At 41.5% G+C, this 25,889-nt stretch carries 16 protein-coding genes and 6 tRNA genes; 18 read left to right on the forward strand and 4 right to left on the reverse strand.

Annotation, left to right across the window (positions count from 1 at the left end):
• Positions 1-307: 307 nt before the first annotated feature.
• Positions 308-2,893: a DNA mismatch repair protein MutS gene (gene mutS / locus H5181_RS03790; protein WP_011636535.1), complete on the reverse strand. Its 2,586-nt coding sequence runs from the start codon at positions 2,891-2,893 to the stop codon at positions 308-310.
• A gap of 285 nt (positions 2,894-3,178) precedes the next feature.
• Between mutS and recA the strand changes: the two genes are divergently transcribed.
• The 13 genes from recA (at position 3,179) to H5181_RS03855 (ending at position 15,345) form a co-directional block, all read left to right on the forward strand.
• Positions 3,179-4,243, forward strand: a complete 1,065-nt coding sequence (gene recA, locus H5181_RS03795) for a recombinase RecA (protein WP_011636536.1) — start codon at positions 3,179-3,181, stop codon at positions 4,241-4,243.
• A 768-nt stretch (positions 4,244-5,011) separates the two neighbouring features.
• A complete protein-coding gene (gene alaS, locus H5181_RS03800; RefSeq protein ID WP_182750259.1) occupies positions 5,012-7,636 on the forward strand; it encodes an alanine--tRNA ligase in 2,625 nt (874 codons plus the stop codon).
• A 457-nt stretch (positions 7,637-8,093) separates the two neighbouring features.
• Positions 8,094-8,291, forward strand: a complete 198-nt coding sequence (csrA, locus tag H5181_RS03805) for a carbon storage regulator CsrA (protein WP_011636538.1) — start codon at positions 8,094-8,096, stop codon at positions 8,289-8,291.
• Between the two features lie 1,020 nt (positions 8,292-9,311).
• Positions 9,312-9,403, forward strand: a tRNA-Ser gene (locus tag H5181_RS03810).
• Between the two features lie 22 nt (positions 9,404-9,425).
• Positions 9,426-9,502 (forward strand) — tRNA-Arg (locus tag H5181_RS03815).
• 27 nt (positions 9,503-9,529) lie between these two features.
• Positions 9,530-9,606, forward strand: a tRNA-Arg gene (locus H5181_RS03820).
• A gap of 28 nt (positions 9,607-9,634) precedes the next feature.
• Positions 9,635-9,711: transfer RNA gene (locus H5181_RS03825), tRNA-Arg, on the forward strand.
• A gap of 8 nt (positions 9,712-9,719) precedes the next feature.
• A tRNA-Ser gene (locus H5181_RS03830) sits at positions 9,720-9,811 on the forward strand.
• A gap of 73 nt (positions 9,812-9,884) precedes the next feature.
• Positions 9,885-9,961, forward strand: a tRNA-Arg gene (locus tag H5181_RS03835).
• A gap of 602 nt (positions 9,962-10,563) precedes the next feature.
• The gene (locus H5181_RS03840) at positions 10,564-10,806 is read left to right on the forward strand and encodes an OadG family transporter subunit (RefSeq protein WP_182750260.1); all 243 of its coding nucleotides are present in this window, start codon (positions 10,564-10,566) and stop codon (positions 10,804-10,806) included.
• 13 nt (positions 10,807-10,819) lie between these two features.
• Positions 10,820-12,598, forward strand: a complete 1,779-nt coding sequence (gene oadA, locus H5181_RS03845) for a sodium-extruding oxaloacetate decarboxylase subunit alpha (protein ID WP_102037461.1) — start codon at positions 10,820-10,822, stop codon at positions 12,596-12,598.
• A 9-nt stretch (positions 12,599-12,607) separates the two neighbouring features.
• A complete protein-coding gene (locus H5181_RS03850) occupies positions 12,608-13,738 on the forward strand; it encodes a sodium ion-translocating decarboxylase subunit beta (RefSeq protein ID WP_011636541.1) in 1,131 nt (376 codons plus the stop codon).
• 443 nt (positions 13,739-14,181) lie between these two features.
• Positions 14,182-15,345 (forward strand): alginate export family protein, encoded by a 1,164-nt coding sequence (locus H5181_RS03855; protein WP_182750278.1) that lies wholly within the window; start codon positions 14,182-14,184, stop codon positions 15,343-15,345.
• Positions 15,346-15,426: 81 nt separating this feature from the next.
• On the opposite strand, the gene H5181_RS03860 is transcribed toward H5181_RS03855, so the two are convergent.
• On the reverse strand, positions 15,427-16,677 hold the full coding sequence (locus H5181_RS03860; RefSeq protein ID WP_011636543.1) for a dicarboxylate/amino acid:cation symporter: 1,251 nt from the start codon (positions 16,675-16,677) through the stop codon (positions 15,427-15,429).
• A gap of 568 nt (positions 16,678-17,245) precedes the next feature.
• On the opposite strand from H5181_RS03860, the gene H5181_RS03865 reads away from it, so the two are divergent.
• From H5181_RS03865 to H5181_RS03885, 5 genes are all read left to right on the forward strand, one after another.
• A complete protein-coding gene (locus H5181_RS03865; RefSeq protein WP_011636544.1) occupies positions 17,246-17,674 on the forward strand; it encodes a YqaA family protein in 429 nt (142 codons plus the stop codon).
• A 66-nt stretch (positions 17,675-17,740) separates the two neighbouring features.
• Positions 17,741-20,584, forward strand: a complete 2,844-nt coding sequence (locus H5181_RS03870) for a pitrilysin family protein (RefSeq protein ID WP_182750279.1) — start codon at positions 17,741-17,743, stop codon at positions 20,582-20,584.
• 325 nt (positions 20,585-20,909) lie between these two features.
• Entirely contained in the window at positions 20,910-22,547 is a 1,638-nt protein-coding gene (gshA, locus tag H5181_RS03875) for a glutamate--cysteine ligase (protein WP_049763521.1), read from the forward strand.
• Between the two features lie 2 nt (positions 22,548-22,549).
• Positions 22,550-22,984, forward strand: a complete 435-nt coding sequence (locus tag H5181_RS03880) for a hypothetical protein (protein ID WP_011636547.1) — start codon at positions 22,550-22,552, stop codon at positions 22,982-22,984.
• Between the two features lie 186 nt (positions 22,985-23,170).
• Positions 23,171-23,788 carry a hypothetical protein gene (locus H5181_RS03885; RefSeq protein ID WP_011636548.1) on the forward strand — a complete coding sequence of 206 codons (618 nt, stop codon included), beginning with the start codon at positions 23,171-23,173 and terminating at the stop codon, positions 23,786-23,788.
• 248 nt (positions 23,789-24,036) lie between these two features.
• On the opposite strand, the gene purK is transcribed toward H5181_RS03885, so the two are convergent.
• Both purK and purE read right to left on the reverse strand, forming a co-directional pair.
• The gene (purK, locus tag H5181_RS03890) at positions 24,037-25,119 is read right to left on the reverse strand and encodes a 5-(carboxyamino)imidazole ribonucleotide synthase (protein WP_123884296.1); all 1,083 of its coding nucleotides are present in this window, start codon (positions 25,117-25,119) and stop codon (positions 24,037-24,039) included.
• A complete protein-coding gene (gene purE / locus H5181_RS03895; protein ID WP_182750261.1) occupies positions 25,119-25,610 on the reverse strand; it encodes a 5-(carboxyamino)imidazole ribonucleotide mutase in 492 nt (163 codons plus the stop codon). The genes purK and purE overlap by 1 nt, the downstream gene beginning before the upstream one ends.
• Positions 25,611-25,889 lie beyond the last annotated feature (279 nt).

Here is a 25,889-nt window from a genome sequence, read left to right on the forward strand (position 1 = left end):
TCAATAAGGTCAATTAAGGTGTTGCGATGTTCGGGTTAAAACCTATATGAGTATTTGTATTTTGACTCATGTGATTAGGTTTATCCCACTAATCGCCAACTTAATTTAAGCGTTGTGTAGTTGCAATTTGACGATATAACCTAGCTATTATTGATGGTGTTTTAATGCTATTGGTTCATTTCAACGTATTTTTAAAGTTGTTACTGAGACTGTTATTTGTTCGATGTAACACCTGGTATGTCATTGAAATGGAAGCCTTTGCAGGCTTCTGCAGTTCAAAAAACCACTTAAGCAGTTATTTTCGGCGCTAGGTGTTCGTGTGACTTAATCGCTTCAATTCATACAAATAATCTAAAGCCTGCTTCGGCGTCAACTCGTCTGGATTAATTTGGGCTAACTTTTCCAGTGCTAGTGATGGCTCTGGAATTGGAGGTAATAAGTTCATACTCACTTGAGTTGGATTCTGTTGAGATAATGTCATATCTCGGTTTTCTAGTTGATGAAGCTTATGTTTTGCCGCTTTAATGACGGAGGCCGGAACACCCGCTAGGGCTGCAACTTGTAGACCATAACTTTTACTTGCAGCACCTTCTTGTACCGAATGCATAAAGGCAATTGTGTCGTCGTGTTCTATTGCATCTAAATGCACATTAATCACTGACGGTAATAGCTCGGGCAATTGAGTTAATTCAAAATAATGAGTAGCAAATAATGTCAGGGCACTGACGTTTTTCGCAAGATATTCAGCAGCAGACCAAGCGAGTGCTAAACCATCATAGGTTGAGGTGCCGCGACCTATTTCGTCCATTAACACTAAACTGTTTGCAGTAGCATTATGTAAAATATTAGCTGTTTCGGTCATTTCAACCATGAAAGTTGATCTGCCTGATGCCAAATCATCTGATGCACCAATACGGGTAAAAATCCGGTCGATTTCACCAATTTGAGCATGGTCTGCTGGAACGAAACAGCCAATATGTGCCATTAATGTAATCAATGCTACTTGGCGCATATAGGTTGATTTACCGCCCATATTTGGGCCTGTAACAATAAGCATTTGGCGTTGTGGTGTTAATGCAACTGGGTTAGCAATAAACGCTGCTTGGCTAACTCGCTCAACGACAGGATGGCGGCCCGCTTCAATATTAATGCCAATGTCGTGGCTCATTTGTGGGCATTGATAATTAAATAACTCTGCTCGTTCGGCAAAGTTACTTAATATATCTAACTCGGCAGCAGCCGTTGCAAACTGCTGTAATTCTTGTAGTTTAGGTAACAACAAGTCAAACAGTTGTTCCCACAGTTGTTTTTCGAGCGCGAGTGCTTTGCCCTGGCTAGACAGTACTTTCTCTTCGTATTCTTTCAATTCTGGGGTGATATAACGTTCGGTGCCTTTGAGTGTTTGGCGGCGCTGATAGCTCAGTGGCACTCTATCTGACTGTAAACGGCTCACTTCAATATAGTAACCATGAACTCGGTTATAGCCGACTTTTAAGGTATTAATCCCTGTTTGTTGTTTCTCACGAGCTTCAAGTTCGACTAAATAATCACTGGCGCCTTCACTCAACTTGCGCCATTCATCTAACTCATTATTATAGCCAGTACGGATAACGCCACCATCACGAATTAACATGGGAGGGTTGTCTACAATAGCGCGTTCTAATAAATCGTGTTGTTCAGGAAATTCACCCAGTAATTGTACTAACGTGTTTAATCGAGGTTGTTGGCATATTGCTAATGTTTGCTGGATTTCAGGCAGAAGCGTTAGTGCTTGCTTTAAGCGTGAAAAATCACGTGGTCTGGCACTACGTAGTGCTAAACGAGCCATAATACGTTCGATATCACCTAAGCTTTTTAGTTGCTCATGTAACGTTTGATACAAATCTTGTTCAATCAGTTCACTGACCGCACTATGTCGATATTGAATTGTTTGACGATTGCGTAATGGCTCATGGATCCAACGTTGTAACATACGGCTACCCATAGGGGTGGCAGTATTATCCAATACCCATGCGAGAGTATTCTCCCGCCCACCAGATAAATTTTGAGTTAACTCTAAATTACGTCTGGTTGCGGCATCTAAAATAATTGATTCTGATTGATTAAAGCGCACAATCGAGTTGATATGTGGCAACGCCATCTTTTGGGTATCTTTGACATACTGCATTAAACAACCTGCAGCTTGTAACGCTAATCGTGCATCAGTAATTCCAAAACCGTGTAAATCTTTGGTGCCAAATTGATTGAGCAGTAAATTAATACAGGTGTCGTAGTCAAACTCCCACTCAGGGCGACGACGGATGCCTTTCATATTATTGATCAATAACATGTCAGTAAAATCTTCACTGTACAGTAGCTCAGCTGGATTAGTGCGTTGTAATTCGGCTTCTAAAGCTTCACGAGTGGGTAATTCAGCAACCACAAAACGACCTGATGAAATATCCAACGTCGCGTAACCAAAACCCGTTTTACCCTGATACAGTGCCGCCAGTAAATTGTCTTGTTTTTCTTGCAGTAAAGCTTCGTCGGTTAAGGTGCCAGGGGTCACAATACGCACCACTTGGCGTTCAACGGGCCCTTTCGATGTCGCTGGATCACCAATTTGCTCACAAATAGCCACAGACTGACCAATGTTAACTAATTTTGCTAAATAGCCTTCGACGGCGTGATATGGAATGCCTGCCATGGGAATCGGGTCACCGCCGCTTTTTCCACGAGCCGTCAGTGAAATACCTAGCATTTCAGAAGCGCGTTTAGCGTCATCGTAAAACAGCTCATAAAAATCACCCATTCGATAAAACAATAACATATCAGGATGGGCCGCTTTTAAGCCCAAATACTGGCGCATCATCGGGGTGTGTTTTTCTAAATCGCTGGTATCAATCACTGTCATTATGAACACTTCACTATTAATCAATCGTAGGACGTAAATCTTATGGGGCTAATCTTAACAATATTTGTCCCCAGCGTATAAATAGATTCAAACAAAAAATTTTATGGGGATAAAATATTGATGTAAATAGGCAATTCTCAAAGGTTAAAAAAAAAATCAGCTCAGCACTTGATACTGTATGACTATACAGTATACTGATGAACATATTGAAATGATTCACATCACTTCACCTAAGTCGAAATAGCATTTTACTAAACGTATTGAATGCCTTAAGAGGGTTTTATAATGAAGGTTGATCCAAATAAAGAGAAAGCACTAGCCGCCGTTTTAAGCCAAATTGAAAAGCAATTTGGTAAAGGCTCAATTATGAAGTTGGGCGAAGATCGCACAATGGATGTTGAAACTATCTCTACCGGTTCGCTTTCATTGGATATCGCACTCGGTGCGGGCGGTTTGCCAATGGGACGTATCGTTGAAATCTACGGTCCAGAATCATCAGGTAAAACGACGTTAACTCTTGAAGTGATCGCCGCAGCGCAACGCGAAGGTAAAACCTGTGCGTTTATTGATGCAGAGCATGCTCTGGACCCTATTTATGCCAAAAAGCTAGGCGTAGATATTGATAACCTACTTTGTTCACAACCAGACACTGGTGAGCAAGCATTAGAAATTTGTGATGCGTTAACTCGTTCTGGTGCTGTAGACGTTATTGTGGTCGATTCTGTTGCGGCATTAACGCCAAAAGCTGAAATTGAAGGTGAAATTGGTGATTCACATATGGGCCTTGCCGCTCGTATGATGAGCCAAGCAATGCGTAAGCTTGCTGGTAATCTTAAGCAATCAAATACTTTGCTTATTTTTATTAACCAAATTCGTATGAAAATTGGTGTGATGTTTGGTAGTCCAGAAACTACCACCGGTGGTAATGCACTTAAGTTCTACGCTTCAGTACGTTTAGATATTCGTCGTACCGGTGCCATTAAAGACGGTGACGAAGTTGTCGGTAATGAAACTCGCGTCAAAGTGGTTAAAAACAAAATTGCGGCTCCGTTTAAGCAAGCGGAATTCCAAATCCTTTATGGACAAGGTATTAACCGTACCGGTGAGTTAGTCGATTTAGGCGTTGCTCATAAATTAGTTGATAAAGCGGGCGCTTGGTATAGCTACAAAGGCGAAAAAATTGGTCAAGGCCGTGCTAACGCAGGTAAGTTCTTGACTGAGAATCCAGTCATTGCTAGCGAAATTAATACCACTTTACGTGCTATGTTATTGAATGGTGGTGCTAATTCATCAGATTCAAAAACAGAAAGTGATGAGAATATTGACCTTGAAACGGGTGAAGTATTCTAAGCTAGCCAGTAAGTTACCTCTACCGCGGTAGCGCATCTTGCGCGCCGCGAATATTACACTGCTAAAAAAACCTCCTTATTACACTGCTAAAAACTATACCGCCAAGAACGTATATATGTGAGAACCTCTAGTATTCGATGATTGTCTATCTCAGGCTTGTTAAGCCATATCCGTTACTCTGCGTTACTTTAAATCATCCCACATAGTCTTAATGCCCATATGTTTAATGATTTAACTTTTAACATTTAATGATTTAGTTCTGAATGATTTAGCATTTTAATCAAGCTGCTAGCCAAGCGAGTCGTTAGCTTATTACCTGTTTTTAAATATATTATTCTTATCAGTTACACTTTTTTATCGTTACAGTTGATGTCTATACCATTAAATCAACTGGAATTTAGCTTAGCTCAACTATGGATCATACCGAACACTCGATATAACGGTTTACTGCTAATCTACTATGTTCTCCTCAACATTTGTTTGTTAAATAAGGCGACTTGACAGCCAACAACGAACCTATTGTTTGTGAATTCAATGCCGTTGATTGGGTAAAAGACTGTTCGAGAAGCGTTTATTACTCCAGGGTGAGCTTAGTTAACCTTAGTTGGTGAGATCGCTGGTTAATAACAATTATTATCGGTTTTTGTTAAGAGGATAATCGAGGTACTCATCTCGCATGTTGACGTAAATTCAGTATATAATGCTTACATTTACAGGCTTGCATGCCAAGCTCGTTACTTTCGTATTTTCTATATTCAGGGCCATTTCATGTTTCAGACTACAGCAGAGTTAAGAAGCGCTTTTTTAAAGTACTTTGAAGATAACGGACATCAGGTTGTTGATAGCAGCTCGCTTGTTCCCACAAATGACCCAACACTGTTATTCACCAATGCGGGTATGAACCAGTTTAAAGATGTGTTCCTCGGCATGGATAAACGCAATTACACTCGAGCGACAACATCTCAACGTTGTGTGCGCGCAGGTGGCAAACATAACGATTTAGATAACGTGGGTTATACCGCTCGTCACCATACTTTCTTTGAAATGTTAGGTAACTTTAGTTTCGGCGACTATTTCAAAGAAGATGCAATTCGTTTTGCATGGACCTTTTTAACCGAAACTCTCAAGCTGCCGAAAGAACGTTTATGTGTCACTATTTATGAAACTGATGATGAAGCATATGATCTTTGGACTCAAAAAATAGGCGTGCCAGCGGAAAACATGATCCGCATCGGCGATAACAAAGGTGGAGCTTTTGCGTCAGATAACTTCTGGCAAATGGGTGACACGGGTCCTTGTGGTCCTTGTAGTGAGATCTTCTATGATCATGGCGATCATATTTGGGGTGGCCGTCCTGGTACGCCTGAAGAAGACGGTGACCGCTTTATTGAAATTTGGAACATTGTATTTATGCAATACAACCGTCAAGCCGACGGTGAAATGTTGCCATTGCCAAAACCTTCTGTTGATACAGGTATGGGTATTGAGCGAATTGCTGCGATTATGCAAGGCGTGCATTCAAACTACGAAATCGATATTTTTAAACAACTTATTGCCAAAACTGCTGAAATTATCGGTGTAACTGATTTAGAAAATAAATCTCTGCGTGTTATTGCTGACCACATTCGTTCATGTGCATTTTTAATTGCTGATGGTGTTATGCCATCAAATGAAGGTCGTGGTTATGTGTTGCGTCGTATTATTCGTCGCGCAGTTCGTCATGGTAACAAGCTGGGCGCTAATGACGCATTTTTCTACAAACTTGTGCCAACACTTATTAGCGTAATGGGCGATGCCGCCATTGGCTTAAAACAAACTCAAGCTATTGTTGAAAAAGCCTTAAAAGCGGAAGAGGAGCAGTTTGCTCGCACTCTTGAGCGCGGTTTAGTTATTTTAGATGGCGCGTTGAACAACTTGCAAGGTGATACTTTAGACGGCGACACCTTATTTAAACTGTATGACACCTATGGCTTCCCTGTTGATTTAACTGCAGATGTTTGTCGTGAACGTGATATTAACGTTGATGAAGCTGGCTTTGAGTCAGCAATGGCTGAACAAAGAAGCCGTGCACAAGCTGCAGGTAACTTTGGTGCTGATTATAATAGCCAATTAATTATCGACGCAGAAACCGTATTCAGTGGTTATACCGAGTTAACTGGTCAGCCTAATGTGATTGGTTTATATGTTGACGGTAAAGCGGTTGATACCGTGACAGCGGGTCAGGATGCCGTCGTAGTATTAGACAATACTCCATTTTATGCAGAATCTGGTGGGCAGGTTGGTGATAAAGGCCTGCTGACAGCAGATGGTGTAGTATTTACCGTTGCTGACACTCAAAAATTTGGTCCAGCTACAGGTCACCAAGGTCAATTAGCTCAAGGTCAGTTAGTGATCGGGCAACAGTTAACCGCGCAGGTGGATAAAAAGTTACGCCATCGTACGCAATTGAATCATTCTGTTACTCACTTATTGCATGCTGCATTACGCCAAGTGTTAGGCTCACATGTGTCTCAAAAGGGTTCACTTGTTAATCCTGAACGCTTACGCTTTGACTTTGCTCATTTTGAAGCGGTTAAGCCATCAGAATTGAAAGCTGTTGAAGATTTGGTTAACACCCAAATTCGTCGCAACCATGAACTTTGTACCGCCGAAATGGCCATTGATGAAGCCAAAGAAAAAGGTGCAATGGCATTATTTGGTGAGAAATACGATGACCAAGTACGTGTTGTCACTATGGGTGATTTCTCTATCGAACTGTGTGGTGGTACTCACGTTGGCCGCACTGGTGATATTGGTTTATTTAAAATTACTTCTGAGAATGGCATTGCCGCAGGAGTACGTCGTATTGAAGCTGTTACGGGTATTGCTGCAATGGCTTATATTGCCGAGCAGCAAGCCATGTTAGATGAAGCTGCACAACTACTTAAGTCCGATAGTGCTTCAGTTGTGGTCAAGTTAAAAGCTCAGCTAGATAAAGTGAAGCAATTAGAAAAAGATTTATCTCAATTAAAAGATAAGTTAGCTGCTGCGGCCAGTGCCGATATGGCAGGTGATGCGGTAGAAATTAATGGTGTTAAACTTTTAGTTAAACAGCTTGATGGTATTGACCCTGGTTCACTTCGTGGATTACAAGATGAGCTGAAGCAAAAGTTAAAATCTGCGATTATTGTGCTAGGTACTGCTAAAGACGGTAAAGTTAATTTAATTGCTGGTGTCAGCAACGATTTAACCAAAAAGGTCAAAGCGGGTGAGTTAGTTGCAATGGTTGCACAACATGTTGGCGGTAAGGGCGGTGGACGTCCTGATATGGCACAAGCTGGTGGAACTCAGCCTGAGAATTTAGCCGCAGCATTAGCCCTTGTAGAGCCCTGGGTAAACGAACGTTTAAGTTAATGAAATCTGTAGATTAGCGTTTTTTTTGGCAATTGAGTCATAAAGTCTAAGATATGCGACTTTATGACTTGAGTGCTATGAGTAGATTTGGCATAGTGAACTAACTTGCTAACAGTAAAAGCGTTTAAAGGGTTGCAAGCGTTGGGCAATGCTTACTATTGTACTTGTGTAGTACTTTAATATTGTATTGGTTTTCAATTCCTGTCGTTTTTGTTATTGGTTTGCCGTATTGGATTGTTTAGCTACTGAATCTTATATCGTGAATGTGATTAATTTACGGTTATTCTCGTTTTAAAAGACGACTAATCGTCAAGTTTTATGATTTCCTAAGAGAATTTGCTTTATAAACTGATGTATTCAGAAATTGATACTATGATTTTATGTAAAGCAGACCTTATAATGAGCGCATATTACGGATAAAGCGTGTTATGCAGATTGAACTTAAAGGAGCAATCGAATGCTAATTTTGACTCGTCGAGTAGGCGAAACATTAATGATCGGTGATGAAGTCACCGTTACTGTGCTAGGTGTTAAAGGTAATCAGGTACGTATTGGTGTAAATGCACCTAAAGAAGTATCTGTTCACCGTGAAGAGATCTACCAACGTATTCAATCTGAGAAGTCAGGAACCCCTTCTGAAGGTGGTAATTACTAATTTCGGCAGATTATGTCGATATCATTAAGCCAGCATTTGCTGGCTTTTTTGTTTTTTACATTACGGTATATTACCGTAATGCTTAATCAGTCCTTATTCGTTAAATTCTATTCGGCATTTTTACTGTTATCAAAAAGCTATTTGTGCGGTGAATTCAATCGAAAGACCAGCTAGTTAAGTGTGATTTCACGGGGTAGCCTCAAATTTAGACCCAAATTCAAATAATAACGGGTCAATTTGAATATGAGTGACCCGTTATTATTCTAACGTTTATCGCTTGACCCATCTGTTATTCTGCGTTGAGGTTACATTAGCTGTAGCTTAGAGCAACTCACCGCTTCAATTTAAGCTTGTTAGTGTAAGTAGGACTATTTCCCTTTAAGTTGATGCAAGGTTGAAGTGAAATGAATGAGGCTCTCACAAGACGATTTCAGCACACTTATTAAGTTTGTTGAATGCATCTATAAGGGATTTGTCATTATATTTGTTATCCGTCTGATGCATTTAATTAAGTTAGTGTTGAATGATCACAGGATGCTACTTGTAGTTAACAATCAGTACTAAGCCATTTTCTTTAAACGTATATTCATTTAAGTTTGGATCATTCAGCCTGATTCTAGCGTTGTAATTGTTGAACACTACAAATTCATCGTAAGCTCATGCAAGTCAAAGCAGATAAACATCTTCAAAATGGCTTTATGTTGCCATTTTCTATTACTTAATATGATGTGGAATTGTCATTGGGAGTATAAATTGTCCAATTGAGGAGGTTAAGTTGTTTAAATCAACGATGCCTTTAAAGATCTCTTTGGAGAAAACCTTAAAACGCTTGTCGGATGAACCGAGGTTTAATGAGATTATGTCTGTAAATTAAAAAGAATATTCATCAAAAAACGACTGTTTTCATCAAGATTTGAGTCTATTATCTCCAATGTGCTTAAAAACACTCCAAATGAAGTTAGGTTTCCTAAAAAGGGTTTGACTTATTTTCATCAAACAGTAATATGTGCGCCAAGAAACGGAGAGGTGGCCGAGTGGCCGAAGGCGCTCCCCTGCTAAGGGAGTATGGGCTTTAAATCCCATCGAGGGTTCGAATCCCTCCTTCTCCGCCATTTCTTACAATAGATATACGATGCGGATGTAGCTCAGCTGGATAGAGTACCTGGCTACGAACCAGGCGGTCGGAGGTTCGACTCCTCCCATCCGCACCATTATCTATTAAAGTGTTAAACATGAATGCGCGTGTAGCTCAGCTGGATAGAGTACCTGGCTACGAACCAGGCGGTCGGAGGTTCGACTCCTCCCACGCGCACCATTTCATGTTTCACTAAAACCCAATTTATGCGCGTGTAGCTCAGCTGGATAGAGTACCTGGCTACGAACCAGGCGGTCGGAGGTTCGACTCCTCCCACGCGCACCATATATTGCGGAGAGGTGGCCGAGTGGCCGAAGGCGCTCCCCTGCTAAGGGAGTATGGGCTTTAAATCCCATCGAGGGTTCGAATCCCTCCTTCTCCGCCATTCATTAAGTAACGTCGCGCACTTAACATGCAGACGATAGCAATATTTATGAATGGCTTGTTTTACCGATTTTGCGCGTGTAGCTCAGCTGGATAGAGTACCTGGCTACGAACCAGGCGGTCGGAGGTTCGACTCCTCCCACGCGCACCATAATAAAAAAGCCCTGCATTAATGCAGGGCTTTTTTTTTGCTTAATTTTCATTGTCTTTCTCATCTTACTGCAACCGCTTTATCTCATAAAAGTTGATTTTCACATCTTTATTCACTTATTACTCATGTCATGTTTAATCATCTATTTCATCAATTTGTTAAACCAATAAAGTGTGAGTAATTTTTATCATTGAATTATGAATTTGTTATTTTAAAAGTAAATATAGTGATTTTATTGATGATTCATCAGATTATTGCCATTTATTTTGTGTTTTATTGATTTTTCATAATTAGATCTCTTTATTTTGGTAAGACCAATTTACAAAAAGATAGCATTATTGTTGTAAATTGTTTATATTTTGTGACAGGATTTTAGGTTTACAGCCTCTTTTTGTTGTTTTTACAATGAAATAAAACTTCGTTGAATAATCGTTGAGTTTGAATATTTATGCTTTTGGGATAGTTCGAATTATTTATGTGGTCGTTAACAATATTGTTATCTTGGTGCACGTTATGTGACATCGCACCATGATCGCACATTGAGAGTCGGTACATAATGGTCAACGTATTGGTTTGATGTTTAACAGATAAAGTGAGGACACATGACATCGATATCTGAGCAGTTATCCGATGCGCTAGGCATCATGGTAATGGGCATGGGCTTAGTATTTATTTTTTTGAGTATTTTAATCATCGGCATTGGCATTGTTGCCAAGCTTTTTCCGCCTCCTGTAGAGGTTCCTACGCTAGCGACAGTAAGTTCTAATGCAACTGAACATACTGTTTTAGACCCTAAGTTGGTTGCCGCTATTACCTCTGCGATACATCAATACCGCGCGAAATAAATTTGGAGTCATTATGAGCAAGCCGTTAGCATTAACCGATGTCGTCCTGCGTGACGCACACCAATCATTATTGGCAACACGTTTACGTATTGACGATATGTTACCCATCGCACCGTTATTAGACAAAGTCGGATTCTGGTCACTCGAGTCTTGGGGGGGCGCTACTTTTGATTCATGCATTCGATATTTAGGCGAAGATCCATGGGATCGTATTCGCGAATTGAAAAAAGCCATGCCTAATACTCCGCAACAAATGTTGCTTCGAGGTCAGAATTTATTGGGTTATCGACATTATGCCGATGATGTCGTTACGCGTTTTGTTGAACGAGCTCATACCAATGGCGTTGATGTATTTCGTATCTTCGATGCAATGAACGATGTACGTAACCTTGAAACAGCGGTTAAAGCGGTTAAAAACGTGGGCGGCCACGCCCAAGGCACCATTTCATTTACCACTAGCCCTGTTCACAACGTTGATACTTGGGTTGATATGGCTAAACGCCTAGAAGACATGGGCGCAGACTCTTTATGTATTAAAGATATGGCGGGTTTACTTAAGCCAATGCAAGCTTACGACCTTATTAGTCGATTAAAATCACAAACGGATTTAATGGTGTCGATGCATTGTCATGCCACAACGGGCCTAAGCAGCGCTACATATCAAAAAGCGATTGAAGCGGGTGTTGATGTGCTTGATACCGCAATATCCTCAATGAGCCAAACCTACGGCCACAGCGCTACCGAAACGTTAGTCGCAATGGTTGAAGATACCGACAGAGCAACAGGTTACGATATGGTGTTGCTAGAAGAAATAGCAGCCTATTTTCGTGAAGTACGTAAAAAATACGTTCGTTTTGAAGGTGCATTGAAGGGCATTGATTCACGTATTTTACGTGCTCAAGTGCCTGGTGGCATGCTAACCAATATGGAAAATCAATTAAAAGAGCAGGGCGCAGCAGACAAAATGGATGCCGTGCTTGAAGAGATCCCACGGGTACGCGCAGATCTTGGCTTCTTACCTTTAGTTACGCCTACCTCGCAAATTGTAGGTTCACAGTCAGTGATCAACGTGCTGATGGGTGAGCGTTACAAGTCGATGACCAAAGAGACCGAAGGCGTACTAAAAGGCGAATATGGTGCGACGCCAGCACCTGTTAATGCCGAACTACAAGCCCGAGTGTTAAAAGGCGAGCAGCCTATTACGTGTCGTCCAGCCGATTTAATTGCACCAGAACTTGATAAGTTACGTGTAGAGCTTGCAGAAGCAGCCAAAGAGCAGGGCTTTAGCTTAGCTGCAGAACAAGATGACGATGTAATGACTTACGCGTTATTCAATCAAATTGGTCTTAAATTTCTTAAAAATCGCGGCAATCCGGATGCGTTTGAACCTGTCCCAAGTGCAGATGATTTACAAGTGAAAGTCGATAAAGGCCCACAAACCTATACCGTCGATGTCGATGGTCAACATTTTGTGGTCGAAGTGAGTGAAGGTGGTGAGATCGGCCATATCGCGCCAGCATCAGCAGCACCTATTGCGGCAGCGTCTGCAACGGTCGCCTCAGCGCCAACGGGTGAGATTAAATGCACCATGGCCGCGCCGTTATCGGGAAATATTTTCAAAGTGTTAGTCAGTAATGGTCAAGCGGTTAAAACCGGTGAAGTGATTATCATCCTCGAAGCGATGAAAATGGAAACCGAAATTCGTGCTCAACAAGATGGTGTTGTAACTCAGTTAGCGGTTAAGCAGGGTGACAGTGTAACTGTAGGTTCAACATTGTTATCACTAGCATAAGAGGTCGAAATGGAAGGATTATTGGCTTTTTGGGCTGAAACAGGTGTCGCTAACTTTACTGGTGGCCAACTGTTAATGATGGCTGTGGGTTGTTTATTGTTATTTCTAGCGATAATTAAAGGATTTGAGCCGTTATTGTTATTACCTATTGGATTTGGTGCCATATTAGCCAACATTCCTAATGCAGGTTTTACCGACGAAGGTGGCTTACTGTATTACGCTTATCATGTCGGGATTGAGACTGGGGTGTTCCCATTGCTTATCTTCATGGGTGTTGGTGCATTAACTGATTTTGGGGCACTCATTGCTAATCCTAAAACATTATTGTTAGGCGCAGCGGCACAATTTGGGATTTTCTCAACCTTAATTGGTGCTATTGCCTTAAATTGGGTGCCTGGTTTTGAGTTTAGTATGCAAGATGCTGCGGCTATTGCCATTATTGGTGGCGCAGATGGTCCGACGGCGATTTTCTTAGCCTCTAAACTGGCGCCTGAATTGTTAGGGGCGATTGCCGTTGCTGCATATTCATACATGGCGTTAGTGCCATTAATTCAGCCGCCGATCATGAAACTGCTCACTACCAAAGCAGAACGTGAAATTAAAATGGAACAATTGCGTGAAGTCAGTAAGAAAGAGAAAATTATCTTTCCACTGATGGTATTAGGGTTAACCATTTTATTTTTACCCGCAGCAACCCCATTAATTGGTATGTTTTGTTTGGGCAATTTAATGCGCGAATCGGGTGTGGTGGATCGTTTATCGAAAACGGCACAAAACGAATTAATCAACATAGTGACGATCTTTTTAGGTCTTGCTGTTGGGTCTAAGCTCTCAGCAGATCAATTTTTGCGTATCGAAACGCTAGGTATTTTAATCCTTGGCGCGGTTGCGTTTAGTATTGGTACTGCTTCAGGGGTATTGATGGCTAAATTAATGAGTAAGCTCTCTGGCGGAAAAATTAACCCGCTTATTGGCGCCGCTGGCGTTTCTGCTGTACCAATGGCTGCACGTGTGGTTAATAAGGTTGGTTTAGAGGCTAACAACCAAAACTTCTTACTCATGCATGCCATGGGGCCTAACGTTGCAGGTGTGCTAGGTAGTGCCGTTGCTGCTGGTGTCTTGTTGGCAGTATTAGGCTAGGGTTTTATTGGATTACTTTAAAAGCCAATGCATCCGCATTGGCTTTTTTGTTTTTGCCGTTGACTCAAACCGTCTATGCAATTGAATCACCAGGCATAATAATGATCATTTTTACTATTAAGTCAAAATAGAGATCACATTCTAATCGTTATGCTAAGTCTCGAATCTATGATTATGTGAACTCGATTATCTATTATAAATAACAAGTATCTAAAATGCAGGATAAGTCACAGCAACACATATATTAAGTCGTTAAAGTTATTAACATCAGTTTGCTCGTCGCACTTTCCCGCTCACTGAGCATGTAGATAACTTAAATAATAATAGGATTTATGATGAATAAAAAACTGCTTGCGAGTCAAGTTGCAGATAAGTTTTGCCCAAATTTTGTATCGAGCAAAAAATGTGCATTATCAATATTAACCTGTTCGCTATTACTGGCTATGGGCAGTACCTATGCTGCAGACAGTCAAGTTAACTCAATTGCCGATGCCGTAACTCAAGGTTCAGCAAACGTAGATTTAAATTTACGTTATGAATCAGTCGATCAAGACAATGCACTAAAAGATGCTGATGCGCTAACATTGCGTACTCGTTTAACGTTTGCTACAGCAGAATATTATGGATTAACAGCATTGGTTGAGTTTGAAGACTCGCGCAATTTGGCTGGTGTAAATGATTATAACGACGCGATTGGTAATAATGGGGCGTACTCAGTTATTGCAGATCCTGAAACAACTGAATTAGACCAAGCTTTCCTACAATATAAGCGTGATGCTTTTACCGCTAAAGTTGGTCGTCAAGTGATCGCACTTGATAACATGCGTTTTTTAGGGCACGTAGGTTGGCGTCAAGATCGTCAAACATTCGATGCTGTCACTATGCAATATGCGATGAATGACTTTAGCGTTGATTATGGCTACATCTACAAGCGCAACCGTATTTTTGCTGAAGTAAAAGACATTGATTCAAAAGATCACATTATCAATGCGTCTTATAACTTAGGTTTTGGTAAGTTAAGTGCTTACGGCTATTTACTCGAAGAAGATACCAATCTTGATAACGGTATCGACACTTATGGCTTACGTTTTGCTGGCGCCAAAGATTTAGATAAAATCAAATTACTTTATACGTTAGAATACGCCATACAAGATGCAGATACTGCAACAACCTCTTATTCAGCTGACTACTTGTTAGGTGAAGTGGGTGTTGGGTTTAGCGGATTAACGTTCAAGCTAGGTTACGAGCAGTTGGGGTCTGACAATGGCGAATATGGTTTTGCTACACCGCTTGCCACGTTACACGCGTTCAATGGCTGGTCTGATCAATTCTTAGGTACACCTGCACAAGGTCTTGTTGATACTTATATTTCTGTAGGCGGCAGCGTTGTCGGCGGTAATTGGGCATTGGCTTATCATGATTTTGAAGCTGACGAATCAAGCGCAACTGTTAATGATTTAGGCGACGAAATTGACGCAGTATTCAGTTTACCTATTAATAACAACTACACTGTAGGAGTTAAATACGCTGCTTACTCAGCGGGCGATGCGAGTGCTGGTAAAGTTGATACTGACAAAGTATGGCTTTGGGCAAACGCTAAATTTTAATGTTGCCTAATAATAAAAAAGCGAGTATCAAATGATACTCGCTTTTTTATTTCATTTTTGCGCTTTATGGTTCAGTTATCGTTATGACGCGACTTGCTCAACCGGTTTTTCATCTGAATAAAACTGCTCTACGTCCAATTGGCCTTCCGATTTACCAATCACAACCGCAGTCATCATATCGCCAGTCACGTTAGTTGCCGTGCGGATCATATCAATAATACGGTCTATGGCTGCGATGAAGGCAATACCTTCTAGTGGTAAACCTATCACGCCCAAAGTGACTGTTAACATCACCATCGCACTACCTGGCACTCCTGCGGTGCCGACAGACGCTACCGTTGCCGTTACCGCAATCAACATGTAGTCCGTCATATCAAGCGGAATACCGTAAATTTGCGCAATAAAAATGGCCGCAATAGCAGGATAAATACCGCCACAACCGTCCATGTTCATAGTTGCGCCGAGTGGCAGTACAAAAGCACTGTAACGTTTCGATACGCCCATTGCTTCAGTACTACGTGTGCTGGCAGGTAAAGTACCAAAGCTTGATGCGGTACTAAAGGCCACAATTTGAGCAGGCATGGCTTTACGGAAAAATTGCAGTGGACTTAAACCCGCAGCAAATTTAACTAAACCGCCATACACAAAGATAATATGAATTAACGCGGCAATATAAATCGCAATAATAAACTTACCCAATGGTAATAATGTACTTAAGCCATACTCGCCCACAACCCAAGCCATTAAACCAAATACACCAATAGGTGTCAGTTTTAATACCATACGCGTTAGTTGAAACATCACTTCAGCGCCAGCTTCAATCACGTTTTTAAGCGGTGCTGCTTTTTCGCCCACAGCATTAATGGCAATGCCAATTAACGCGGCAAAGACAATAATTTGAAGCACATTGCCGTCGGCTAATGAGGCAAACGGATTCACCGGGATCATATTGAGTAATACCTGAGCAAAGCCTGGAATATCACGTTCGCGAACTTCTGATGTGGCTAAGGCTAGGTTGCCGCCCATGTCGATAAGGCTGCCGACAGTTAAACCAATAAATGAAGCAATGGTGCCGGTAAACATAAACATGGCTAAAGTTTTAAAACTTAAGCGCTTTAAATTACCTTGTGAGCCCAGCGAGGTAATGCTCACCACAATGGCACAAAATACCAAAGGGGCAACCAGCATTTTAATGGCACTGATAAACAGATCGCCAAGAGGCTTTAACATCACGGCTGACTCGCCTAATCCGACGCCGGTGAGCGTTCCTAAAACAAAACCTGCAATGACTTTCTGCCAAAAAGGGATGCGTTTGAGCGTTTGCAATATCATGAAAGTTCCAAATTATGTCATTGTGACGTCGCTAAATCTGATTAGGCAACATCGTTGTACGTAACTCATTATGTTCATTAATGAGTGATTAATTACTTAAAAGCTAAACCCTACAATGGCGATGTGTTGCGGTATTTCGGTTTAGTTTCTTATGGCTATGCGTGGTATTTACGCTAAATAATGCCTTAATAAACCCGCTGAGGTTAATAAATATTAATCGCATTGTATGAAGTGAGCGAATGACAAACAACGTTATTTTATTATAACTTATATGAATAACTGATTTTGTTATTATAACTTTAAATTTTTTTACTATTTATTAACGAATTCGCGCTGTTGTTGCTCAATTTTTGTATATTGAGTTGGGGTAACCTTGCATATTTACGTAACAATGAACAGTATCGGGATTATGTCTAAGTTGCGATTGAGATAGTCGTGAGTGGTCTTTAGGGGTTACCGCGTTCAATATCTTCATATTGTGCTGTGCAGATATTCATTGTGAAGGTACGATAAAAATAAAATGAATAGTCATTGGAATGAATATGCTAGTGCACAATAAGATCTATCGATGACGAGTTTATGGTTAATGTTCAGCGGCGCCTTTTTGGCTGCAACACTGTTGCCTGGTGGCTCAGAAGTGTTACTGGTGGCATTACTTAATCAAACGCCATCTTTATGGTTCGAATTATTGATACTGGCCACTATTGGTAATACGCTTGGTGCGATAACCAGTTATGGTCTTGGTCGAGCAGGGCGGTTAGCCAAAAATCCACAAGATATTCAACGTCGACAATACCGGTATGCACTCGCATGGATAGAAAAATATGGTATGTGGGCCCTATTATTATCTTGGTTACCGATAATCGGTGATTTGCTATGTTTACTGGCTGGATGGTTAAAAATACCTATCTTACCAGCCTCATTATTTATGTTTATGGGTAAATTATTACGTTATAGCGTCATTGTATTGCTGATGACGTATACGTTTGAGTATTGATACCGCGTTGCTCTTGCAGCGATGGTTATTTTTGTTTTAAGGAAGGAGTCGATTTTGAAACTAAATTTGAATAAATGGATGTTAGCAGCGGCCATCAGTGCTGTATTAAGTGGTTGCGCCTATGACGCGTATCAGTCGTCGAGTTTGCCCCAAGGTGTTACCTTAATTGAAACCGCGGCCCCGACAGCAAATCAAGTTAGCATTCCTTATAAAAAATATCAGTTAGCCAACGGCTTAACCGTGATTTTGCATCAAGATAAGTCAGATCCATTAGCTCATGTCGATGTGACCTATCATGTCGGTTCAGCCCGTGAATTAGCCGGTCGTAGTGGCTTTGCACATTTATTTGAACATATGATGTTCCAAGGCTCACAACACGTTGGTGATGAACAGCATTTTAAAGTGGTTACTGAAGCGGGCGGAACATTAAACGGCACCACCAATACCGACAGAACCAATTATTTTGAAACCGTGCCAAGTAATCAATTAGAGAAAATGCTCTGGTTAGAATCTGACCGTATGGGCTTTTTACTGCCCGCCCTCACGAGTGAAAAATTCGAAGTACAACGTGAAACCGTTAAAAATGAACGTGCACAACGGATTGATAACCGTCCTTATGGCCGTTTAAATGAACGTTTTAACCAAGCGTTTTATCCAGCGGGTCACCCGTATTCTTGGCCTGTTATTGGCTGGCCAGATGATTTAGATCGCGCCACAGTTGCTGATGTGAAACATTTTTTTCAACGTTGGTATGGGCCTAATAATGCGACCTTAACCATTGGTGGCGACTTTGATGAGATCCAAACGTTAGCATGGGTAAATAAATACTTTGGTGAAATTCCAGCAGGGCCTACGGTTAAGCCTGAAGCTAAAACCATGGTGACATTGGATAAAACCCGTTATATATCGATGGAAGACAAAGTACATTTGCCATTAATATACATGGGATTCCCCACTGTTTACGCGCAACACAAAGACGAAGCCGCACTCGATCTACTCGCTAATATTCTCGGTGGCGGTAAAACATCACTTATCTATAAAAATTTGGTCAAAGATGGTTATGCAGTCCAAGCTGCAGTCAGCCATCCATGCCAAGAGCTTACTTGTCAGTTATCACTTTACGCTGTCGCTAACCCGAGTAAAGGCGGCAGTCTTGCTGATCTTGAAAGCAAAATTAATGAAACTATCAGTGAGTTTGAACAACGTGGCGTAACCGACGATGACTTGCAAAAAGTCAAAGTGCAGTTCGAAGCCAGCACTATTTTTGGTATGCAAAGTGTCGCTGGAAAAGTCTCGACACTTGCCGCTAACCAAACCTTTTTTGGTAAACCTGACATGGTGGCTGCTGATTTAGCTCGTTATGCTAACGTCACCAAAGCCGATGTAATGCGGGTATTTAATACCTACATTAAAAATAAGCCAATGGTGGTAATGAGTATTGTGCCAGAAGGGCAAACACAATTAATCGCCCACGCGGATAATTTTGAACCGACTACTTTGCCTATTGCGCAAGAAGCGGTAACGGGATTAACCGATATCACTTTCGCCAAATCTTCATTTGATCGCAATAAAACCCCTACATCAGCCGCGGCGCCGATACTAACCGTGCCGCAATTATGGGACAGTAAGCTGGCAAATGGCATTAAAGTAATGGGCACTGAAAGTGACGAAACGCCAACTGTCGAACTGCTTATTTATTTGGATGGCGGACATCGTTTAACCCCAATTAACAAGGCGGGTCTTGCTGAGTTAACTGCATCAATGCTTAATGAGTCGAGCGAGCAACGCAGCAGCGAGGATTTGGCTGGGGCGCTTGATATGTTGGGTTCATCGATTAGTTTTGGCGCCAGCGATTCACAAAGTTACCTTAAAGTGTCGAGTTTAACGGCAAACCTAGATGCCACGCTTGCCATCGTTAAAGAGCGTTTGTTTAGTCCCGGTTTTGTTGCTGCAGATTTTGAACGAGTTAAACAACAACAGTTGCAAGGTTTGCAACATCAAATGTCCGATGCTAACTATCTAGCCCGTAGTGGTTTTTCTGCCTTGTTATATGGCAACAATAGCCCATTAGGGATCAGCAGTGATGGTACGATTAAATCAATATCAGCATTAACGCTAGATGACGTGAAGCAATTTTACCAACAGCAATACCGTGCAGGTAATGCTCAAATGGTCGTGGTGTCGGACTTAAATCAACAACAAATAATGCCTAAGTTGTCGATGTTTAATGAATGGCAAGGTGAGGCGACTCAAGTTGCAGCGCTGCCTGCATTACCAACACACCTTAAAAACACCATTTATTTGATTGATAAACCTGGTGCGGCACAGTCGGTGATTAATATCGGCCAAGTGTCGTTACCCTATGATGCAACAGGTGATTATTTTAAAGCTTATCTGATGAACTACCCATTAGGAGATGCGTTTAATAGCCGTATTAATCTTAATCTACGTGAAGATAAAGGTTACACCTATGGTGCGCGCACTCAGTTTGGTGGCGCTGAAGATACCGGTCAGTTTATGGCGTATGCTAGCGTAAGAAGCGATGTAACAGGGTTAGCATTAGCTGAGTTTGTTAACGAAATTAACGCTTACCAAGCATCTGGTATGACTGACGAAGAAAGTGCCTTTATGCGCAGTTCTATTGCGCAGAGCCAAGCATTAGAATACGAAACCCCGTATCAAAAAGCCGGTTTTTTAAGAATGATCCAACGTTATCAGCTCGATAAAAGTTTTACGGCTAAACAAGACAAAATTGTGAAAAATATTTCAACCGAAGAGTTAAATAAACTTGCCAGTAAATTATTAAATATCAATGATATGGTGATGCTGGTGGTGGGTGATAAAACCACAGTTGTACCGCAGTTAACAGCGCTGGGGTATCAGATTGAAATGATGACACTTGCCGACTAGTTGAACACTTGCTACTACTAGGGTTAACACTAGCCTTGAAATAAGCTAATGTTAGCCTCATATACATGAGATATGTCCTTAGCTCAATCTGTTGTAAATATAGATTGAGCTAAATTATGTGCTTTAATCGTAATATCATACGATGTCGGTTTTTTGGCAAATAAAAGATAATGTTTGATGCTCAATCAACGGTGACGACTTATGTTGCCGTTTTTAATTTAACACCCATAAACACGCTAATTATACTGAGTTACATTTTTTTTCGCGTTTTCAGTAATAATCTCGTTTATTATCAGGTCTAGCTGTTTACTCGCAATGCGAATCCATAAAAGAGAGTAGTAAATTGAAGTCTTTCAATGAAAAAGTCGAACACTTAAGCGACACTCAAGGCCGTGAGGCTTTATTGGGCATGTTACGTGGTATTGAACGTGAAGCATTGCGTATTGATGAAAACGGCCATTTAGCACAAGACGGACACCCAGAAGCGCTCGGTTCTGCTCTGACCCATTCGCGCATTACCACTGATTACAGCGAAGCCTTATTAGAATTTATTACGCCAGTGAGTCATAGTATTGATGATTTGCTCGAAGGGTTAACGCAAACCCACGCTTACAGTGTGCGTAACCTTAACGGTCAAAAATTGTGGCCTGTCAGCATGCCATGTTACGTAGGTGAAGTCAGTGATATCCCTGTTGCACGATATGGCAGCTCCAATAACGGTAAAATGAAAACCTTATATCGTAAAGGGTTAACCCATCGTTATGGTGCATTAATGCAGATCATTTCTGGGGTTCATTTTAACTTTTCGGTGTCGCAAGATTTATGGCAACGTTTGTATGATGACAAGATGACCAATGGTGCCGCTTGTTGCAGTAAAAATATTAGCTTTGAAGACTTTATCTCAGAATCTTATTTTGGATTGATCCGTAACTACCGTCGTTTAGTGTGGGTGTTACCGTATTTGTTTGGGTCAACGCCGGCATTATGTAGTTCATTTATAAAAGATCAAGACGTCGATTTCGAATTTAAAAAAACCGGTAAAGGGACCTTATACCTTCCTTATGCAACTTCATTGCGCATGAGTGATTTAGGCTATACCAACAAAGAACAAGACACGCTTAATATTAGCTACAACTCATTGCCTGACTACCTTGAAGGCGTCGGCGCAGCAATTAAAATGCCATCGAAAAAGTTTGAAAAGATTGGTATTAATGTCGACGGTGAATTCCGCCAACTCAATAGTAATATTTTGCAGATTGAAAATGAATTTTATGCACCAATCCGTGCAAAACGTGTCACCCAAAAGGGCGAGAAACCTTCACAAGCGTTAGCACGTGCAGGCGTTGAGTACATTGAAGTACGTGCCTTAGACGTTAATCCATTTAGCCCAGTAGGGATAGATGCAACTCAAGTGCGTTTTCTTGATCTATTTTTATTGTACTGCTTATTGTCGCCATCTGAGGATACTGATGCCGTCGGCGACGCAGAGATTGCCGCTAACTTGAAAGCCGTAGTATTAGAAGGTCGTAAACCTGGACTTGAATTACAACGCAACGGTAAGACCATTAGCCTAACGCAATGGATGCACGAGTTATTTGGGCAATTAAACACAATCGCGAAGCTACTCGATGGTGATGATAGCCATGCTTACCAAACAGCCTTAAGCACGTGGTCTGAAGCTATCGATGATCCAGATAAAACGTTATCGGGCCGGGTGATAAACGAAGTTGTGGTTAAAGGCACCGACCATAGCGTGTGGGTTAAACAACTGGCAAATGATTATCATGAATTTTTAAGCCATTACCCATTAAGCGATGAAGTCGAACAAGGCTATGAAAACGAAGCTAAAAAGTCTTTGCTTGAGCAGCACAGTTTAGAAGCTCAACCACAAGATAATTTTGCGACGTTCCTCGCTCATTATTTTAGTGATCTTGTTCCAGCAGGCACTTTCGAGGCGAAGTAATCATGCAAGTTTATTCATCTTGGCGAGCACTGCTTGTTGCGGTTGTGGCATTAGCTTTACATGGCTGTGCTTCATCGCCAGATGAAATGGTAGAGTGCGGTACTGTATCGAGTTATTTAGCGCCCGATAACAGTGCCAACTTATACCGTGTCGTGGTCACTCACTTGGATGGCGTTGCCGTTATTTCAAGGCCCAACTACCTATTATCGCCAGGCGAGCATGCATTTACAGTGGCAGAGCTGATTAACTCACCAGAATTAAAAGTGTCATTATCAGCCCGTAAAGTGAAAGTGTTTACTGTCAATGTTGAGCTCGATCAGCGCTATCATATTGCAGCTCAATTCAATACCGATAAAATCTATATTGGCCAAAATCAGGGCTACTGGCAGCCAATTATTTGGCAAACAGAATCTCATCAATGTGAAATGAAACGTTAATACCCACTCCATCAATTATGTGCCCAATCAGGGTCACTCAGTCTTTTCAGTTTGAGGCGCATTGTTGAAAGAATGCCTGTTCCTGTATAAAACAATGCAACAAAAAATGTAAGGATAATTGCATTGATTTTTAATTGATGTAAAACTGAGTCCAGAATCAATATCTTAGGTACTGGTAGAGGTGTTATGAAGTTTTTTTTAGGTGTCGTTAGCGCAATTGCATTACTGTCATTAGCGGGTTGTGCCACCTCGCCTCCGAAAGAGCCTGATAATCTGTGTTCGATTTTTAAAGAACACCGTTCTTGGTATGAAGCCGCAGTAGACACCCGTGAAAAATGGGGCGTACCAGTACATGTTCCTTTAGCGATGATGTATCAAGAAAGTTCCTTCAAACACAATGCCGCACCACCTATGGAATACTTTTTAGGTTTTATCCCCACTGGACGAGCCAGCGATGCCTATGGCTACGCACAAGCTAAAACCATGACGTGGGACGACTACGTTCGCGAAACCGGTAATAGTTGGTCTAGCCGCAGTGATTTTGATGATGCGATGGACTTTATGGGCTGGTTTATTTACAAAACCCATAAAATTAATGGCGTATCAAAGTGGGATGCTAAAAACCAATACTTAAATTATCACGAAGGTTGGGGCGGCTATAAGCGTGGTAGCTATAAAGCCAAAAGATGGTTAACGCCTGTAGCCAATAAAGTCGACAAACGTTCAAAACGCTACGCTGCGCAGTATCATCAATGCAAAGAAGATTTAGATTCGTCGTGGTTATGGCGAGTATTTTTTGATTAAGTCTGAGTGACTTTGTGTAGCGGCTTACTGATGACGGTGAACAATGATTAGCGTTTTAAGTGAAATTCCTAGCTATTCAATCACAAGAAAGAATTCAATCACCAAATTTAATCACCAAAAATCAATAACAAAAAAGGAGCCTAGGCTCCTTTTTTCGTGTGTCTTTAGGTAAAGCCCTAAGAAACAGATTTGATGACTTGTTTAATTGATTTTACAAACTAATTAAACCCGCTTGTTTCACCAATCTATTAAGCAAACTCTGCCAAAATCCAATCTAATGGTGCTTGATATTGTTGTGGCATCCACACTTTTAAGTGGCTAATGCTGTCATCTAACATCGCTTTATTATGCACAGACAGGTTCAAGTGACCGACTTTACGACCAACACGAACGTCTTTGTTGTACCAAAACAGTTCGGCATTTGGCAGGCTTAACCAGCGGTCGTCTTTATCGACACCAATTAGGTTAACCATCACACATTGGAAATTAACCTGTGGTTGATGCAAAGGTAAATTACACAATGCACGCAAGTGCAATTCAAACTGGTTAATGTGGCAGCCCGCTTGAGTCCAATGGCCAGAATTATGCACCCGCGGCGCTAACTCATTGACCATTAAGTGTTCGCCAACACGGAAACATTCCATTGCCATCACACCCACGTATTCAAGGCCATGCATCACCTTGCTCAACATGTCTTCTGCTTCAGCTTGCAAAGGCGCTAAGCGGCTTAAAGGCGCGATAGATGCCATTAAAATACCGTCTTGATGCAGGTTAAGTGTCAGTGGATAAAATAAACAGCGGCCATCCTGGGTGCGTACACCGACTAGTGACACTTCTTCATCAAAGTTAATCGCTTGTTCTGCAATGGCTTCATTACGCCAATCGGCAGGGATAGTTGTTGCTTCTGCCTGCTTAAGCCAATGTTGGCCTTTACCGTCATAACCACCAGTGCGGCGTTTTAATAATACCCGTTCACCATAAGCCTGATGTAGCGCCTCTGTGCTGGTGTTATCATCAACTAATTGCCATGGCGATGTGGCGACGGCTAATTCATCGAGCAGACTTTTTTGGCTAAAACGATCCGCTAAACGACCAAATACAGGGCCATTGATAAAATGTGGATGTTGGCTGAGTTGTAAACTTAACTGCGACTCAGGCCATTGCTCGCGTTCAGCGGTGATGATGTCGTCAGCTTCTAGCGGTAATTGTGCATCTGATGGCGTCATAATATCGACTGGGCGCACATTAATGCCTAACGGTTGGCCAGCATGACTGAGCATGGCGCCTAATTGACCGTCACCCAATACCCATAGATTTTTTGGCAACGTCATTAGTCTTCTCTCGGATCGGGATTATCAAGGATCGAGCGAGTCTGCTCATTACGAAATGCTTCTAAACGCTCAGCTAAAGCGGCATCGGTAATCGCCAAAATTTGGCTAGCAAGTAAACCTGCGTTAAACGCACCAGCCGTACCGATAGCCAAGGTGCCAACGGCAATCCCTTTAGGCATTTGTACAATAGACAATAGACTGTCCATGCCAGATAGCGCCTTGCTTTGTACTGGGACTCCCAATACTGGCAAACGCGTTTTAGAGGCGATCATGCCTGGTAAATGGGCTGCTCCGCCTGCGCCACCAATAATGACTTTATAGCCTTTATCTGCAGCAGAACTTGCAAATTCCATTAGCTTGTCTGGTGTTCTGTGAGCTGAAACAACTTCAACATGATAAGGCACTTGTAACTTATCCATAATCTCAGCGGCGGCTTCCATTGTCGGCCAATCACTTTTCGAACCCATTACAACAGCAACTAGGGCTTGCATGTTAACTCCTTAACGTACTTATTCTATTAGTATATTTAGTTAACTCGCTCAGTAGGGTACAGCGGCGGTTAACGTCAATATTAAGGCGATAAAAAAGGTGCTAGATAATAGCATAAGCCGTGCTCTGTTGGCTGCATTTCAGTGTTTCTTGAGGCTAACACTCAGTTTCTAAATACGAAAACTACTTAAACACATTGTATATAAATAACCCTTTTACTTATCGCGCTCGTTATTAGCTGTATGCAAGGTCACTTTTTTGATGCGGCCAATATGAATAAA

Source organism: Shewanella sp. SG44-2 (assembly GCF_014164215.1).
Classification (GTDB): domain Bacteria; phylum Pseudomonadota; class Gammaproteobacteria; order Enterobacterales; family Shewanellaceae; genus Shewanella; species Shewanella frigidimarina.

What these genes read in the sequence shown, in the direction of transcription:
- recA (WP_011636536.1), top strand. Translation starts at nt 3,179, where the DNA reads ATGAAGGTTGATCCAAATAAAGAGAAAGCACTAGCCGCCGTTTTAAGC.
- purK (WP_123884296.1), bottom strand. Translation starts at nt 25,119, where the DNA reads ATGACGTTGCCAAAAAATCTATGGGTATTGGGTGACGGTCAATTAGGC.
- alaS (WP_182750259.1), top strand. Translation starts at nt 5,012, where the DNA reads ATGTTTCAGACTACAGCAGAGTTAAGAAGCGCTTTTTTAAAGTACTTT.
- H5181_RS03860 (WP_011636543.1), bottom strand. Translation starts at nt 16,677, where the DNA reads ATGATATTGCAAACGCTCAAACGCATCCCTTTTTGGCAGAAAGTCATT.
- H5181_RS03865 (WP_011636544.1), top strand. Translation starts at nt 17,246, where the DNA reads ATGACGAGTTTATGGTTAATGTTCAGCGGCGCCTTTTTGGCTGCAACA.
- H5181_RS03850 (WP_011636541.1), top strand. Translation starts at nt 12,608, where the DNA reads ATGGAAGGATTATTGGCTTTTTGGGCTGAAACAGGTGTCGCTAACTTT.
- oadA (WP_102037461.1), top strand. Translation starts at nt 10,820, where the DNA reads ATGAGCAAGCCGTTAGCATTAACCGATGTCGTCCTGCGTGACGCACAC.
- H5181_RS03880 (WP_011636547.1), top strand. Translation starts at nt 22,550, where the DNA reads ATGCAAGTTTATTCATCTTGGCGAGCACTGCTTGTTGCGGTTGTGGCA.
- mutS (WP_011636535.1), bottom strand. Translation starts at nt 2,893, where the DNA reads ATGACAGTGATTGATACCAGCGATTTAGAAAAACACACCCCGATGATG.
- csrA (WP_011636538.1), top strand. Translation starts at nt 8,094, where the DNA reads ATGCTAATTTTGACTCGTCGAGTAGGCGAAACATTAATGATCGGTGAT.
- H5181_RS03855 (WP_182750278.1), top strand. Translation starts at nt 14,182, where the DNA reads ATGGGCAGTACCTATGCTGCAGACAGTCAAGTTAACTCAATTGCCGAT.
- purE (WP_182750261.1), bottom strand. Translation starts at nt 25,610, where the DNA reads ATGCAAGCCCTAGTTGCTGTTGTAATGGGTTCGAAAAGTGATTGGCCG.
- H5181_RS03840 (WP_182750260.1), top strand. Translation starts at nt 10,564, where the DNA reads ATGACATCGATATCTGAGCAGTTATCCGATGCGCTAGGCATCATGGTA.
- H5181_RS03885 (WP_011636548.1), top strand. Translation starts at nt 23,171, where the DNA reads ATGAAGTTTTTTTTAGGTGTCGTTAGCGCAATTGCATTACTGTCATTA.